Origin of the sequence: Pseudoalteromonas sp. S1608 (assembly GCF_005887265.1) — a bacterium.
GTDB classification, from domain to species: Bacteria; Pseudomonadota; Gammaproteobacteria; order Enterobacterales; family Alteromonadaceae; genus Pseudoalteromonas; species Pseudoalteromonas undina.
This window is the reverse complement of record NZ_PNDK01000003.1, coordinates 70723-87305: the sequence shown is the minus strand read 5'-3', so window position 1 is coordinate 87305 and position 16583 is coordinate 70723. Positions and strand designations below refer to the sequence as shown.

17 protein-coding genes are annotated in these 16583 nt (G+C 38.6%); 5 read left to right on the top strand and 12 right to left on the bottom strand.

Features of this window, described 5'->3' with window-relative positions; genetic code table 11:
• The first annotated feature begins 256 nt into the window (after positions 1–256).
• Together CWB75_RS02380 and CWB75_RS02375 are read left to right on the top strand one after the other, a co-directional pair.
• Positions 257–607, top strand: coding sequence for a hypothetical protein (locus CWB75_RS02380; RefSeq protein ID WP_010390454.1), 351 nt, complete (start codon positions 257–259; stop codon positions 605–607).
• A gap of 27 nt (positions 608–634) precedes the next feature.
• Complete coding sequence (locus tag CWB75_RS02375) at positions 635–1555, top strand: TraB/GumN family protein (protein WP_138569790.1); 921 nt, start codon at positions 635–637, stop codon at positions 1553–1555.
• A gap of 121 nt (positions 1556–1676) precedes the next feature.
• Here CWB75_RS02375 and trpS read toward each other — a convergent pair whose 3' ends face one another.
• From trpS to rpe, 3 genes are read right to left on the bottom strand one after another with little or no spacing between them, the layout of a single operon-like run.
• A complete protein-coding gene (trpS, locus tag CWB75_RS02370; protein ID WP_010390450.1) occupies positions 1677–2681 on the bottom strand; it encodes a tryptophan--tRNA ligase in 1005 nt (334 codons plus the stop codon).
• A gap of 33 nt (positions 2682–2714) precedes the next feature.
• Positions 2715–3380, bottom strand: a complete 666-nt coding sequence (locus CWB75_RS02365) for a phosphoglycolate phosphatase (RefSeq protein ID WP_055012259.1) — start codon at positions 3378–3380, stop codon at positions 2715–2717.
• Positions 3380–4063: a ribulose-phosphate 3-epimerase gene (rpe, locus tag CWB75_RS02360; protein ID WP_138569789.1), complete on the bottom strand. Its 684-nt coding sequence runs from the start codon at positions 4061–4063 to the stop codon at positions 3380–3382. Before rpe ends, CWB75_RS02365 begins: the two co-directional genes overlap by 1 nt.
• A gap of 275 nt (positions 4064–4338) precedes the next feature.
• Here rpe and CWB75_RS02355 point away from each other — a divergent pair, with 275 nt between their 5' ends.
• Both CWB75_RS02355 and CWB75_RS02350 read left to right on the top strand, forming a co-directional pair.
• Positions 4339–4638, top strand: a complete 300-nt coding sequence (locus CWB75_RS02355; protein ID WP_138569788.1) for a hypothetical protein — start codon at positions 4339–4341, stop codon at positions 4636–4638.
• Positions 4639–4641: 3 nt separating this feature from the next.
• Positions 4642–4827, top strand: coding sequence for a DUF2970 domain-containing protein (locus CWB75_RS02350; protein WP_041709648.1), 186 nt, complete (start codon positions 4642–4644; stop codon positions 4825–4827).
• On the opposite strand, the gene CWB75_RS02345 is transcribed toward CWB75_RS02350, so the two are convergent.
• The 9 genes from CWB75_RS02345 to CWB75_RS02305 all read right to left on the bottom strand — a co-directional run bounded on the left by CWB75_RS02345 (position 4790) and on the right by CWB75_RS02305 (position 13954).
• Positions 4790–5641, bottom strand: coding sequence for a Dam family site-specific DNA-(adenine-N6)-methyltransferase (locus tag CWB75_RS02345; protein WP_010390441.1), 852 nt, complete (start codon positions 5639–5641; stop codon positions 4790–4792). The genes CWB75_RS02350 and CWB75_RS02345 overlap by 38 nt on opposite strands.
• 53 nt (positions 5642–5694) lie before the next feature.
• The gene (locus CWB75_RS02340; RefSeq protein ID WP_138569787.1) at positions 5695–6996 is read right to left on the bottom strand and encodes an AAA family ATPase; all 1302 of its coding nucleotides are present in this window, start codon (positions 6994–6996) and stop codon (positions 5695–5697) included.
• Entirely contained in the window at positions 6997–8067 is a 1071-nt protein-coding gene (aroB, locus tag CWB75_RS02335) for a 3-dehydroquinate synthase (RefSeq protein ID WP_075170537.1), read from the bottom strand.
• A 29-nt stretch (positions 8068–8096) separates the two neighbouring features.
• Positions 8097–8615 carry a shikimate kinase AroK gene (gene aroK / locus CWB75_RS02330; protein ID WP_008466255.1) on the bottom strand — a complete coding sequence of 173 codons (519 nt, stop codon included), beginning with the start codon at positions 8613–8615 and terminating at the stop codon, positions 8097–8099.
• A gap of 494 nt (positions 8616–9109) precedes the next feature.
• The gene (locus CWB75_RS02325; protein WP_010390433.1) at positions 9110–11200 is read right to left on the bottom strand and encodes a type IV pilus secretin PilQ; all 2091 of its coding nucleotides are present in this window, start codon (positions 11198–11200) and stop codon (positions 9110–9112) included.
• Complete coding sequence (locus CWB75_RS02320) at positions 11187–11723, bottom strand: pilus assembly protein PilP (RefSeq protein WP_010390432.1); 537 nt, start codon at positions 11721–11723, stop codon at positions 11187–11189. Before CWB75_RS02320 ends, CWB75_RS02325 begins: the two co-directional genes overlap by 14 nt.
• Complete coding sequence (locus CWB75_RS02315; RefSeq protein ID WP_010390431.1) at positions 11723–12325, bottom strand: type IV pilus inner membrane component PilO; 603 nt, start codon at positions 12323–12325, stop codon at positions 11723–11725. The genes CWB75_RS02320 and CWB75_RS02315 overlap by 1 nt, the downstream gene beginning before the upstream one ends.
• Entirely contained in the window at positions 12315–12887 is a 573-nt protein-coding gene (locus tag CWB75_RS02310; protein WP_054202545.1) for a PilN domain-containing protein, read from the bottom strand. Before CWB75_RS02310 ends, CWB75_RS02315 begins: the two co-directional genes overlap by 11 nt.
• A complete protein-coding gene (locus CWB75_RS02305) occupies positions 12875–13954 on the bottom strand; it encodes a pilus assembly protein PilM (protein WP_010390429.1) in 1080 nt (359 codons plus the stop codon). The genes CWB75_RS02310 and CWB75_RS02305 overlap by 13 nt, the downstream gene beginning before the upstream one ends.
• Before the next feature lie 131 nt (positions 13955–14085).
• Here CWB75_RS02305 and CWB75_RS02300 point away from each other — a divergent pair, with 131 nt between their 5' ends.
• Positions 14086–16560, top strand: coding sequence for a penicillin-binding protein 1A (locus tag CWB75_RS02300; RefSeq protein WP_138569786.1), 2475 nt, complete (start codon positions 14086–14088; stop codon positions 16558–16560).
• Positions 16561–16583 lie beyond the last annotated feature (23 nt).

Genomic DNA, 16583 nt, shown 5'->3' with positions numbered 1-16583 from the left:
AACCCTACCACAGGTACACTTTTTAATATAGCTAGGTTAATTTAAAACCTTATATTCACAGATAAGGTTTGTGACTAACTATCTAATTTAAAACAACAAAAAAAATAAAAACCTTATAAATAAATCACTCACAACTAGATAAGCGACTCTAGATAAATTTAGCGATATTCTTTAAAACGTCATCAACAAGCAGCTTACTAAACACGACTTTTTAATAGTAATTAAGCTGACTTTTAAACATAAAAAAGGTTTCATTATGAATAACGCAACTAAAAAAGTATTACCCGTAATTTTATTAGCAACAGTATTTAGTACAGCCTCTGCAGTCGCTACAGAAAGTAAAAACAACACGCTACTAACCAATTCAGATCAATGTGCAGCGGGTGAAATAGTCATCAATAGTAATCAAATAATTTATGCTACCAACACTGACTCACTCATCAAGCATGAAGTAAACACTGAAACATTATTTACTAGTATAGAGAACCAAATTGCAACCGACTTTGAATCGTCCATCAACAAGATGAACTCAAAAATTGATAGTAACCTTTCAAAAATAACGTCGTCACTAACAACTTATATAAGCACTATTTTAACCAATCAATAATAAATAAAATTACATTAAGGAAGTGTTATGAATACATTTACTAAAAAAGTTCTTTCAGCAACCGTATTATTGAGCGGCTGCTTATTAGCAACGACTGTACAAGCACAAAGTTCAGTGTGGCAAGTGAGTAAAGGAAATGACTCATTATTTATTGGCGGCACAGTACACATTTTACCTAAGTCAGAGATGCCTCTACCAGTGGAGTTTAGCCACGCCTATAAACAAGCAGATACGATTGTATTAGAAACACCAATACCTGATCCTAGCGATGCACAAGCACAAATGAAAATGTTGAGCGCACTATCTTATGAAAATAATGAAACATTGAGCCAAAAGCTAACTCCAGAGGTAAAGTTAGCATTAGAAAAAAAGCTGGCTGAATTTGGTGCAAACCTAACTAAATTAGATAACTTTCGTCCTGCAATGGTTAGTATTGTGCTGATGTCGATGGAGCTGCAAAAACAAAATTTAATGGGTGAAGGCGTTGACGCTTACTTTACTAAAAAAGCGACATTAGATAATAAGGAACAACAATACTTAGAGACTATGGCGTTTCAGTTAGAGTTATTTAAGACTATGGGTGAAGGTAGCGAAAATGACTTTATCAAAAATAATTTAGCTGAGTTTGATAATTACGGTGTGATGTTTAAAAAATTACTCTCAGCTTGGCGTAAAGGTGATACGCAATCGCTCTACACAGTAGCACTTGAAACGATGCAAAAAAATGATCCTGCAACTTATAAACAATTAATGACTGATAGAAACAATAACTGGCTAGTTAAAGTAGAGCAAATGTTTAATAACGATAAAAGTGAATTTGTTCTCGTGGGAGCAGGCCACCTAGCCGGAGAAGGTAGCTTACTGACATTACTTGAAAATAAAGGCTACCAAGTATCTTTAGTTGATATTAACAATACAACTTTCAAAACAACCGTTAAGGCCGAGTAATGGATAAAACAGACAAGCAAGCATTGTTACTTTTGTCTATATTTAGCTTTTTAATGTTAATCAGCGTAATATAAAAATGCCGCTAAATTAGCGGCATTTTTATATCTGCAAAAAAACAGGCTTATGGGCGTGGAATAAACCCAACCGCATCATAAACTGCTTTTAATGTTTTCTCAGCACGGGCACTGGCTTTCTCTGCACCCATTTTCATAATGTCATTTAATAACGTTTGGTCTTCACGTATTTCTTTAAAACGAGCCTGAATTGGCTCTATCATGCTGACAACAGCTGCTGCGGTGTCTTTTTTCAAGTGACCATACATTTTATCTTCGTATTCAGGGACTAGCTCTTCAATTGAACGCTTAGTCGCAACACTTAATAAGGTAAGTAAGTTAGAAACACCTGGCTTTTCACTACGATCAAAATAAATGCGTGCTTGTTCGTCTGAGTCGGTAACCGCTTTTTTAAGCTTTTTCTCAATCTTTTTCGGCTCGTCTAACATCATAATAAAACCATTTGGGTTTTCATCAGATTTAGACATTTTCTTCAGCGGATCTTGCAAGCTCATAACTCGCGCACCAAACTCAGGAATATAAGGTTCTGGCAGCGTAAAAATGTCGCCATATACATTATTAAAACGATTCGCAATATCACGAGTTAACTCTAGGTGCTGCTTTTGATCTTCGCCAACTGGTACTTTATCAGCTTGGTATAATAAAATGTCAGCTGCTTGCAAAGCTGGATAAGCAAATAAACCCACATTAATATTATTTGCATGCGTTGCCGACTTATCTTTAAACTGGGTCATGCGATTAAGCTCACCCATTTGCGCATAACAGTTTAATACCCAACCAAGTTGTGCATGTTCTGGCACTTGAGATTGAACAAATAATGCCGCTTTTTCTGGGTTAATGCCACACGCCGTATATAAAGCAACACCATCTAAAACGCGAGCACGTAATAACTCAGGGTCTTGGCGTACAGTAATTGCATGTAAGTCGGCAAGCATAAAGTAGCTATCATATTCTTCCTGTAGCTTAACCCACTGGTTAATAGCGCCAACATAGTTGCCTATTGTCATACCACCGGTTGGCTGCATGCCACTTAATACTACTGGTTTACTCATGATTTTCCTTTATTTTTACTTAATTTGAAATGCTTAACGCTGCGTTAGTGTCGGTATTATAGCTAAGAAGTTATCGCATAGGTACTGTGGATTATAATCCCCTAGCTGCTCTCCTTGATGATACCCATAAGTAAGGGCTATCACATCAATATTAGCAGCTTGTGCTGCCAGTATGTCACTCTTTGAATCACCGATCATAATGGCTTTATCTGGCGAAATATTCAATGCATTACAAGCAAATAAGAGTGGCTCAGGTGACGGTTTTTTTGCCATGTCGTCACCGCAAACAATTACTTCAAAATGACTGCGAATAGCCAGTTTATCTAAAAGTAGTTCAGTAAAGCGGCGTGCTTTATTGGTAATAAGTGCTTTGGGCATACCACTAAGGGCTGCGAGTCCAGTTTCAACATGCTGATATAATACGCTGTATTCACCAACCTGCTCACTGTAATGTTGATAAAACAGGTTGATAGCTCGTTCGCTTAAAGCCTCATCGAGGTGCTCACTAATTTGCATATCACCGCATAGAGCTCGCTTTACTAACACCTCTATGCCATTACCTACCCAGCTTTCAACTAATCGCTGACTAACTATGGGAAACGCTAAATCACTTAGCGTAAGATTTAAGGCCATATATAAGTCATACACGCTATCAACTAGCGTGCCGTCTAAGTCAAATAGTGCAGCATCATATTTCATTATTTAATACTTTCTAATTGTTGGCGCATTTCATCAATTACGCTTTTATAGTTAGGCTGATTAAAAATAGCAGAGCCTGCAACAAACATGTCAGCCCCCGCTTCAGCCGCTGCAGCTATGTTATCTACTTTAATACCGCCATCAACTTCTAAACGAATATCACGCCCTGAATCAATAATGTGTTGCTTTGCCTCTCGCAGTTTTTCCAGTGTTTGTGGAATAAAACTTTGCCCACCAAACCCAGGATTTACTGACATTAATAAGATCACATCTACTTTATCCATAACGTGATCGAGGTAACTTAAACTTGTTGCAGGGTTGAACACTAAGCCAGCCTGACAGCCTTGATCTTTTATCAATTGCAAAGTACGGTCAATATGCTCACTGGCTTCTGGATGAAAGGTAATAATTGATGCACCCGCCTCGGCAAATTGTGGAATTAAGCTATCTACCGGTTTTACCATTAAATGAACATCAATAGGAGCTTTAATCCCATAATCGCGAAGTGCTTTACACACCATTGGGCCTATTGTTAAGTTAGGGACATAATGGTTATCCATTACATCAAAATGGACAACATCAGCTCCTGCAGCTAACACTTTGTCGACATCTTCACCAAGGCGTGCAAAATCTGCAGATAATATTGAGGGCGCTATTAAGTATTTTTGTTCACAGTTGAGCATCGCTAATCCATTAATGAATAATTTATGGCGTTAATGTAACTTAATTAACGATGTTACCCAAGTAACACCTTTAAAAAATAGCGCTAAGATAGCAACACCAATGACAAACTGTCTTTAACTATAACAACAGTTAAGCTGCGTGAGCTAAGAAGGATAAAACATGCTTATAAAAAATTCTGCGGTATGATTAGCTGTGAATATAACTAAAAATAAAGTGTATTATTTAAGCGATTTTTGTTATGCTTCGCGAAGAACTAAATTATTAGGTTTATATTATGCGTGCTTTTAAAATTGGATTATTAATCACGTCGATAAGTGTCATTATTGGAGCAGCGTCGCTTTCTTCAAATACGGAGCAAGAATTAAGCTCTGCCAACACTTGTTTTCATAAAGAGCAAACTAACGCTATCAATCATAGCGTAAACCGCTGTATTCAAATTGAAGAAGATTCCTCATGGGCTTCTTGGTTAACCGGCGATAGCCGCAGTGCACAGTTCCATTATCTAGACTTCCTAGAGTTATTAACAGGTACTGATGACAATCACAAACCCTCTTCAATCAAACCATTATTTTAATTAATGCAGCACTTTTTAAGCGCGTTACAAAGTGTGCTAGCTGCATTTTTTGGTGTGCAATCCGAAGATAAACGTCAAACAGACTTTAAACACCACTCCCCTATTACATTAATAGCTATTGCCGTGGTACTTTTTGTATTATTTGTGTTGGCTATTTACGCAACCGTGACTTCGGTGCTAAGTACATAGCCATTAGCTCATCAACTTTATTTCGTGAACCGCCTTTTGGGCTAATCGTGCGTTTAACCTGAATTTTATCCAAAGAAGCTTGGCTGTAAATTTTGCGTGTCCATACCGTATCGTGATTTGAAATAAGGACCGGCGTATTATTCTCAAATGCCGCTTGCTCAGCTAAGTTCGCTAAATTAGCCTGGTCGTCCAAATTAAACCCGCCTTTTGCATACGAAGTAAAGGATGCCGTTTTACTTAATGGCACATAAGGCGGATCGCAATAGATCACTGCATTATTAGGCACCAGTTTGAATACATCATCATACCCTAGGCAAGTAAATGTAGCCTGTTGCGCTTTGCTAGCAAAAAAGTACATTTCTTTTTCAGGAAAATAAGGCTTTTTATATTTACCAAAAGGCACATTAAAAATGCCCTTTAAGTTATAGCGGCATAATCCGTTATAACCATGGCGGTTCATATATAAAAATAAGATGGCTCGCTCATATACATCGCTGCTTTGATTAAACTGCACGCGATAATCATAATACGCATCTGAGTGGTTGTTTAAATCAACAAAAAGCTTTTTGGCATCACTAATAAACTCATCAGGCGAACGCTTGAGCTCTTTATATAAATTGATTAAATCAGCATTAATATCGTTAAGTACATAGTGTTTAAAATTGCTATTTAAAAACACTGAGCCCGCACCAACAAAAGGTTCAACCAAAGTATCTGCATGCTTACTTGCTTGATTTAGTCGCGCGTTAATATCTTCAACGAGGCTGTATTTTCCGCCAGCCCACTTAAGGAAGGCTCTACTCTTTTGCTGCATTGGCTCTTTACTTCAATTCGGTGTTGCGCGATTTTACACTAAAGTTACTGAGTTTACTGATCAACTCGTGCAATTTCTTGTTTTATTTTACTAATTTTTTTATAGAAAGGTTTATTTTTTCTAACCCCTGCAGGAAGCCCTTGCAGTGCTTGCTTTGCCTCATTTAAGTTAGCAAAGCTACCTGTAGTTACTACCCACCATATTTTACCATTTCGTTTAGTTTGGTATGTATTAGTAATACTTTTTAGCTTATGTTTAGCAATAAACTCATTACCTACCTGCTGCTGAGTTACGGCTAAGAGCTGAATAACAAAATTATTCTCAGGTTGTTGTAAGTACCAATTACTGGGTATTTTTACTATTTGGTTTTGCGGCTTTGTTTGTGCAGGTTTAGTAATCGGTTTTAATTCCGGCTTTTCCTGCTCAACAACAATCGTTGATTCCGTTAAGCTCTCGACAATCGCTGGAACATTATTATTGGTGGTGTCTTGAGTGGGCTTTTGAATGACAGCCGCTGACGGCTCACTACTTACAGGTGGTATAAGTTGCTGTGGTTTATTTTCAATAGCTTGCTCAGTTGTAATGGCGGTTGATAGCACTTGCTCATCAATTTGACGATTAGCATTTTCCCACCACTGGGTCATATCGGCTTTGTACACAAGACCAATAATCAACAGCATAATTATCAATAATAATGTGAGCAACTGTAAGCGCCAAGACACCTTATCTTTAACGACAATATCAGCAACCTGCTCGCTTGGCTGCCAGGCTAACAACAGACTCGGGTTACCTTGAGCTTCAACTAAAAAGGTTTGAAAGACAGGATCTTCATCATAAGGTAAGCTCGTAAAGTACCACCCCATAAGCTGCTTACTTTCAACTATATTTAATGGCTCTAAATGTATATTTACTGCATCTTTAAAGGGTAGTTTAGACTGCGATGCAATCATAATATAAAGTACATTAGGTGCATTTTTTGATAGTAGCTCAAGCTCTGCGATTAGCTCTTCAGATAGGTGTCTGCCGCCATCAATAACCCACAAACACGCCCCACATTGTTGCTGTTGCGCTAATTGATAATAGTTTTGCGATAAGCTTAGGTTGTGATCAATTAAAGGGGCATTAAAACTTTGCTCTAATAACTGAGTCATTAACTGCACATCAGTCATCTGTGCGCTTACTTGCACAAATGCTTTATTAAAATCGTTATATTTATCAGTAATGAAGGTTTCAAGCAAATAGCTTTTACCTAGACCAGAAGTACCCAATAAAACAATTAGGTTTTGACCATATTCAAATTGTAATGCGATTCTATCCACCAAAGCCGCACGGCTTGGTAAAATTTGTGACTGCATTTATTGCTCGATCAACGCTCTAACTTGATCATCAGATACATCATCAACTAATGCACACTGACCAAATTTGGTGGGTAAAATAAATCGGATAGTCCCTTTTTTATTCTTTTTATCTTTGCGCATATGCAGTAAAAATTGCTCACTAGTCATATCGCTAGGGATTTCGATTGGTAAATTATACGCTGCTATTAATGTGGTAATACGCTCTACATCTTGCTGTGTTAAGTCGTTACGAGTATGAGCAAGCTTGGCAGCAAGCACCATACCTGTTGCCACAGCTTCACCATGTAACCACACGCCGTAGCCCATTTGCGCTTCTATAGCATGGGCAAACGTGTGCCCTAAATTTAACAGCGCACGCAAGCCTTGCTCTTTCTCATCTTGTGCAACGATAAGCGCTTTAATTTCACAGCATCTAAAAATAATATGCTGTAAACAGGCTTCATCTAACTGTTGTAATTGAGCGATATTTCGCTCTAAAAAAGCAAACAACTCAGTGTCGTAAATTAGGCCATATTTAATAACTTCAGCCATGCCTGCAGCAAACTCTCGGGTAGGTAAAGTATGTAGAGAACGCGTATCTATAAACACAGCCTGGGGTTGATAAAAAGCCCCTATCATATTTTTACCCAGCGGATGATTTACTGCTGTTTTGCCACCAACTGAAGAATCGACTTGAGATAATAACGTGGTAGGAATTTGGATAAAAGGCACACCGCGCTGATAACAGGCAGCAACAAAACCAGTTAAGTCACCAACTACGCCACCACCTAATGCAATTAAGCAGGTGTCACGACCGCAATTATTTTCAAGTAAGAATGCTGATATTTTTTCAAACCAGGTAAGCGATTTATATTGCTCGCCATCTGGAATAATAAAATGAAGTGGGTTTAGCTGTGCTAATGAGTCAAGCAACTGCTGAAGATAGAGCGGTGCAATAGTGTCATTAGTAATGATGATAGGCCGACAATCACCAATATGATGGATTAGACGGCCTGTATCTTGAAGTGCAGATTGACCAATATAAATAGGATAACTTCGCTCGTCTAAATTAACAGTTAATTCAAGCATGCTGGGTTAGTCCTTTTTAATACTGGCTTTTAAAAATCCAATTTCTCGATTATTTGGTTAGCAACAACTTTCGCGCTCTGCTCATCAGTGCGTACAACAAAATCAGCTACTTCTTTATATAATGGTTCACGCTCTTCTGCTAAGCGCTCAAGTACATCACGAGGTGCTTCTTCTGTTTGCAGTAATGGGCGACGCTTGTCGCGTTGCGTACGTGCAACTTGCTTTTCAATCGGTGTCTCTAGGTATACAACAATACCGCGAGCCGAAAGCTTGTTTCGAACTTCTTTACTCATTACTGAGCCACCACCAGTAGCAAGAACAATACCTTGCATCTCGGTTAAGTCACCAATAACAGATTCTTCACGAAGTCTAAAGCCTTCTTCACCTTCAAGATCGAATACCCAGGCAATATCTGCGCCCGTGCGACGTTCGATTTCTTGATCAGAATCAACAAATTCAAGGTGTAATTGGTCAGCGATGTGACGACCAATCGTGCTTTTGCCAGCCCCCATGGGGCCAACTAGAAATATATTACGTTTCTCAGCCATATCTTTTAGTACAAACGAACTCTAAAATTTGAAATAAAACCCCGCCTAACGACCTGGCCCCAAAATTAAGAAAGGGATTATCTCAGTAATCGGTCGGGTATTTCAAGTCAATTAGGATAAAAAGCCATATAACGAGCAATTAAACTAAATAATTACCCATTGGTTAACAAAAAAGCACCTTATTATAGGCAAGTTTATCTTCTAGGGTTAAAATTTATGCAATTAAAGGTTACTACGTGTTACTTAGTAAGTGCTTTTGTATAGTAATTTCATAAAAAACTCAGTCACAAACAACATAAACGTAGTCTTAAAATGCATCCGCAGTACAGTACACAATATAAAATTATATACTGCCTAATTGTACATTTACAGGGAGTGTTCACACCAACATAACTAAATACCAATTCCATCTAGTTTGTCTTTCAGCCTAGATAGTTTGAGTAACCAAAGCCCTGAAGAGTCAATCTGTCTCAAGCAGCACTCAGGTTAGGTAATTAGTCTATTTGAATTTTAGGTGTGACAAAAATCAGCAGTTCGCGCTTTTCATTAAACTCGCTTGTGCTTTTAAATAGTCTTCCTACGTAAGGAAGGTCGCCCAATAAAGGTACTTTTTTGGTCGAATTAATAATTTGCTGTTGGAAAATACCACCCAACACTACCGTTTGTCCATTCTCAACGAGAACTTGAGTCTCAATTTGTTGCGTATCAATAGCAACAGCAGGACCAGTTCCTGTTTGAACAGTATCACCACGAGTATCTTGAGTAATTATTAAGTTTAAAATAACTTTGTTATCTGGTGTAATGTGAGGTGTTACCTCTAGGCTCAACACTGCCTTTTTAAAGCTTACAGTTGTTGCGCCACTTGAAGCAGATTCAACATATGGGATCTCAGTACCTTGCTCAATACGCGCTTTTTGCTGGTTAGCAGCGGTGATACGCGGACTAGCAATGATTTCACCCTTATTTTCTTCTTCGAGCGCAGTTAATTCTAAATCAATTAACGTTCCATTAGCTAGTTTAGCTATATGCATACCAATACTTGCCGATGGATTTGCGACAGGTAAATTAACGTTGAGTCGATCTGAAAGGCTAGGAATATTTCCATTAGAAATCGTTTCAGCGCCTTCTAATGTACCAGAGACACCATCAGAACCTTGTTGATCACTGAAGCCCCAACGAACGCCTAAGTCTTCGGTTACATTATCACGAACGGTTACCATACGCGCTTCAATAACCACTTGTTTGACCGGTATATCTAAGGTTTCGACCATGCGGCGAACACTTTCAATGCTTTTTGCCGTGTCTTTCATTAATAGCGTATTAGTACGTTGATCAACAGACACACTGCCTCTCGCTGTAATAATGCTATTGGTATCTGTTTTTAATAAGTCAGCAAAATCTTCTGCTTTGGCGTAATTTAAACGAATGTATTCACTATATAGTGGCTCTAAATCCTCAACTTGTTGCTTCGCTTTTAACTCTTTTGCTTCACGGGCAGCAAGCTCTTCAGATGGCGCCACCATTAAAATAGAACCATCCATACGTTTGTCTAAGCCTTTTATTCTTAGCACGACGTCTAATGCCTGATCCCAAGGAACCCCATCTAAGCGAAGGGTAATGTTGCCAGTTACTGAGTCACTTGTTACCAAGTTAAAATCATTGTAGCCCGCAATAATCTGTAACACGGCGCGAACAGAGATATCCTGAAAATTAAGCGTCATAGGGCGGCCTAAGTATTCTTTGCCTCCATCTAAAAATCCATTTTGAGTCTCGTCTTTCTCAACCGTTAAGGTAAAAATATTTTCGATTTGCTGATACGTGTAAGCAAAAGCTTTATTAGGTTCAATTACAATGCGTGTCAGATTATCTTCCTTAAACGTTTCTATACTGCTCACTACAGTACCAAAGTCGAGTACGTCTAATTCATACAATAAGTCATCTAAAATATCGGTATGATGAAACTCTGCAATGATTTTCCCGCCACTTTCATGAACCTCAATAGCAGCCTGTGTATCTTGCAGGTAAACAAGTACTTTTGCTTCACCTTTTTCACCGCGGCGAAAATCAATTGCTTGAATGCCATTAATATAATTAGAGGTATAAGCAGGTGTATCTTCACTTGTTGTTACCATTTGCTCTGTTAGAGGATTATCAGATATTCTTATTGAAACTAAATTGTTGTTTACCTCAGTCTCATATATTTTTAATCGCTCCAAATTAATGGTTACCTTTAAACCCGCGCTGGTCATCATGCTGCTGATGTTACTTATTCCTGCTTGGTTAATAGCAATATTTGCCAACCCTTCATCTAGTTCAACAGCATTAAATAATAGCTCTATACGTGCCGGACTATTAAAAACTTGTACCTCAGGTTGTTGCTGTAACTCTTCATCAAATACTAGCTGTAATTCGGTTTCACCTTTAAGTAATGGATTATATCGAACATCATAGAGTAAAGGGGCTGCACTGACTGTTTTCGTAATTAGTAATAAAAATACAAATAGCAACGTCGTTAAAATACGGTGATGCGAACACTCAGCTTTGTGCATATAGGGAATACCATTTTTCTTATTAATTTGCGCCATTAGTTGCCGCCTCTAACATTTCTAATTTGGTCAAACGTTCTTTCCAACAACCTGACCCATCAGGGATTAATTCTACTAATTCAATATAGTCACTGTTAACACTGCTTACTTTTCCATCATAGGTACCTAAATAGCTCCCTATGGATACTCGGTGTAAGGTGTTATCAGCAGCTGTAATGAGCGCCCATGTCTTGCCGTTCGATCCTATTGTGCCCTTCATTGATAAATTATCTAATGGGTACTTCTCCAGAGGTTGACGAACACGTTCTGGGTCTGGGTGAAGACAGTTTTTAACTTGTGTTAGCTTATTTTGTATAATTTCTGGTTCTGGTGCTACAAAAGGGCTACGTATATCTTTGGCGTTATATTCAAAGTGCTCAAATTTAACTAACTCAGGTATTTTTTCTACACGTGCAGTAGTGTTTGCCTTAACCTGATCAATAAATTCTTTTTGCTCAGATGTATCTTCATTACAGCCACTGAGCAACAATATTGCGACAGTTAAAAAGGGAAGTTGCTTCATCATCTTACTCCCTCTTCATAACGATAAGTTTTTGCTACTACACTAAATGTTAGCTGCTTTTCGCCAGATGATAAAATAGAAAAGTCGTGTAAACTTACTATTCTTGGCAATTGAGCCACTTTTCCTACAAATTCACCAAACTCATGATAAGTGCCTACCACTTCAATTTTAATGGGTAGTTCGGTATAGAACTCTTTTTCAACTTCTGGTAGCCAACCAATTTTTAAAAATGTTAAGCCGCTGGTTGTCCCCACATAGGAAAGGTCATCTAATAATCCTGGCGTCTCATTTGAGGTAGGTAGACGTTTTAATAGCTGAGAAAACTTATCTTCCATCTCAACCATTTGTTCACGATAGATATCGAGCTTACTGGCAACTGCATATTTAGTTCGATAAGTTGTGCGTAATTCTATCTCTTTGGCAACCGCGTTATGGTAGCTTTCTATCTCATCTGACACTAATAAACTGTAGCTAAAAAACAATACGAGACAAGCAACAAAAGAGCAGCATATTGCTTTTACAATAACTGGCCACTCGCCTATATTATCAAGCTCTATTTCATTCCAATCTATTTCTGAAAACGACTTAAAATCAAGGTTCATTACGTACCTCACCTATTCTGCCAAATGGTTTTACGTAGAACTCCATATTAAAATCGCTGAGTAAACGAGAAGACTGCTCACCTGCAACAATACCTTGCATTGTCGGGCGCTCTAATAAATAAGAACTTTGTACCTGTCGAAGCATAGTGGATAAACGATTATTAGACTCACTTTTACCTAATACATGAATTTGACTACCTTTACGCTCAAGCTTGGTTAAGTAAACCCCGGCAGGCACTATTTTTGCCACTTCATCCATTATTTGCGTGCCTAAATTTCGGCTGCTTTGTAGTTCTTCAATTAAACGCATACGTTGTTGTAGGTTTTCTTTTTTTTTGTCTAAATCACGTATATCGCGAATTTTTTGATCAAGCATTGTAATTTCTGAGCTGAGGTAGTTATTTTTTAGCATTTGTCCTTCTTTTAGACCGCTATAGAATGTACTCAGCGCATACATAGTTACAAAGCAAGCTATAACCACGGCCATCAGCAATGTAATAAATTTCTTTTTAGATTGCTCACGCTGTAATTCACGCCAAGGTAGTAAATTTATATGTGGCATGATGAAAAACTCCTCAACGCCAGGCCGGTCGCAATTGCAAACTGAGTGCGGTGGCGCTGTATTATATTACGATCTACTCTAGGTGATATTTCCATTTTATCAAATGGTTCAACAACAACCGTATGTATCCCTAATTCTTCAATTAATAACCTATCAATACCTTTAATCATGGCAGAACCGCCAGTCAGTACGATATAATCCAACTGCTCTTTACCCGTTGTGGTTAAAAACATTTGTACAGCACGACGAACTTGCTGCAATAGCGAGGTTTGAAAAGGCGCTAACACTTCAAATGTATAATTAGGAGGTAAATCACCCGTTGTTTTACCAATTTCAGCCTCATCAAAGCCTTTATTGTAGTAAGCAACAATACTATTTGTGTATTGGTCACCACCAAATACTTGGTCGCGGGTATAAATTGTTTCACCAGATTGCACTACACTGACTAAGGTAAGCACTGCACCTATATCAACTACCGCAACGGTCTTATCAAACGCATCAGATGGGAGCTGTTGATAGTAAACATCCATAGCCCGACTTAATGCATAACTTTCAACATCCACAACTTTTGCAGTTAAGTTAGCAGCACTAAGTGCGCCTACTCTCGCTTCCACACTTTCCGTTCTCGCTGCAGAAAGTAGAACATTAATTTTGCTCGGATCGGCACTGTTAGTAGAGAGTTTTTCAAAATCTAAACTGACTTCATCTAACGGATAGGGGATCAAACTATCGGCTTCAATCTCAATCTGTGACTCTAATTCAGCGTCGCTTAAGGAAACATCCATGAAAATGACTTTGGTAATCACTGTTTGCCCTGATACAGCAACAGCAGCAGACTTTAATGACTTTGGTAGTTTTCGTTTTAACTTGGTTATCACATTGCCAATTGCTTCAATATCTTGGATGTTACGCTCGCTCATAGCGCCTTTTGGCATAGGTTCAATTGCAAGTGCCTCTAGTCGAAGCCCAGTTTCTGTTTCACTTAAAAGCACGGCCTTGATAGAGTGCGATCCTATATCAATACCCACCATCATAGGCGATGGTTTTTTTATCAATTGACTTAGCATGTTTGAAACTTTGCCTTTGTTTTAATAATAAACAAGTTATAATTTATATCTTAAAAAATATTATTCAATTTTTAATCAATATATACTAGCAGCCTCAACCTGTAATTGGGAGTCCGTTTAGGGAATTATCAGTGATTTTATTAAAAAGAACTTTACAATTTTTGATCATTTGTGCATTACTTGCACTAATTACATTGCTTAGCCTTTATTACTACGTTAAATCCGATATTCCAAGCGTACAGGTTTTAAAAAACGTTCAATTACAAACGCCTATGCAAGTATTTACCAAAGATGGACTCTTAATCAACCAATTTGGTGAAAAAAGACGTATCCCTGTAACTATAGACCAAATTCCTGAGCCTTTATTACAAGCTTTTTTAGCAACAGAAGATAACCGTTTTTATGACCATATCGGTATCGATCCAATTGGTATTGTACGCTCAGCACTGGTACTGATTTCTACCGGTGAAAAAAAGCAAGGTGCTAGTACAATCACGATGCAGTTGGCTCGTAACTTCTTTTTAACGCGAGAAAAAGCCTACATTCGTAAGGTAAAAGAAATATTTATTGCCATCCATATCGAAAATTTACTTTCAAAAGATGAAATCTTTGAACTTTATCTGAATAAAATAGAGCTAGGAAACCGAGCCTTTGGTATTGGTGCAGCTGCTCAGGTTTATTATGGTAAAGAGCTAAAAGAGCTTACTCTTGCACAAATGGCAATGATTGCCGGTTTACCCAAAGCGCCTTCAGCACTTAACCCTATTCGTAATCCAAAGCGAGCCAAGGCCAGAAGAAATGTAGTGTTAGGGCGAATGCTAGATGAAAAATATATTTCTAGAGCGCAGTATAACGAAGCTACGAGCCAGCCAATTACCGCCTATTTCCATGGGGCTGAAATTGACTTATATGCGCCATATATTTCAGAAATGGTACGTGCTGAAATGGTATCGCGCTACGGTATAGATAAAGCCTATAACTCTGGATTTAAAGTGTATACTTCTGTTGAGTCAAATATTCAACAGGCGGCACAAACGGCTTTGGTTAACAATTTACATGCCTATGATATGCGCCATGGATTTAGAGGTCCTGAAGCCATTTTATGGGATCCACAAACAGAGCCCAGACCTTCTGATTCTAAGTTATTAAACATTTTAAAAGAGGCCAATGAACTAGGCCCTCTAAAAGCCGCTGCAGTTTTAAATGTATCAGAAAAAAGCGCGGAAGTAATACTTAAAAGCGGCGAACGCACAACATTGACTTGGGATAATCTAAAGTGGGCACGTAAGTTTATCACCCGTTATCGCCAAAGCTTTGCTCCTGAAGCAGCAAGCGATATATTAACGCCTGGCATGCAAATATGGCTGCGTAAAAATGATGACAACAGCTATATTTTGAGTCAAATCCCTGAAGCTGCAAGCGCCATTGTGTCTTTAGACCCACAAGACGGGCGTATAAAAGCCATTGTAGGCGGTTACAGCTTTGAACAAAGCCAATATAACCGTGCAGTGCAAGCTAAACGCCAAGTTGGCTCTAATATTAAGCCATTTATATACTCTGCTGCACTTGAAAAAGGCTACACCTTAGCGTCAATTTTAAATGATGCTCCTATAAATCAATGGGATAAAAGCCAAGGTGTCGCATGGCGACCTAAAAATAGCCCTGCCATTTATAATGGCCCTATTCGCATTCGCCGTGCTTTAGCACAATCAAAAAATGTGATTTCGGTACGTTTATTACGTGGTGTTGGCTTGCAACGTACAGCCGATCATTTACTTAAATTTGGCTTTGCAAATGAAGATATAAATCGCAGTGAATCACTGGCTTTAGGTAGCGCATCTATCACTCCAATAGAGCTAGCTCGTGGTATGAGTACTTTTGCCAATGGCGGCCACTTAATCGAACCTTACTTTATTTCAGAAATTCAAGATGCCATGGGCAACACCTTATTTAAAACTAACCCGACTGTAATTTGTGATGATGAAGCGACAACGCCTAGCTCGCTAATGCTAAGTGAGCAAGTAGCACCAAATTGCGCGCCGCAGATTATATCTAAACAAAATGCATTTTTAATTGCCAGTGCTATGAACAGCGCAATTTGGGGGGGTGGTAGCTGGTCTCATAAAACAGGTTGGAGTGGCACAGGATGGCGTGCACAAGCGCTAAAACGTCGCGATCTGTCAGGTAAAACAGGCACCACGAATGACTCTGTAGATACTTGGTTTAGCGGCTTTAATCGCGATGTGATGACCTCTGTTTGGGTTGGCTTTGATAACCCTGGTAATACGTTGGGACGCTCAACCTATAACAATAACTTAGGAAGTGGGCAAATATCAGGCGCAGAATCAGGTGCTAAAACAGCTCAGCCTGCATGGGTGGATTTTATGAGAGTCGCACTGGATGGTAAACCTGCGGCACCTATCGAACCGCCTGAAGGGTTGGTTTCTATTCGTATTGACTTAGAAACGGGGCTATTAAGTCATAAAAACGATTACACCAGCCGTTTTGAATACTTTGAAAAAGGCACCGCTCCCACCAAGTATGTGTTATCACAACCAAATGATATATTTGAAGAAAACACTAAAACTGAAGAAGAGCTATTTTAAATATAGCGAACATCAAAAAGGCC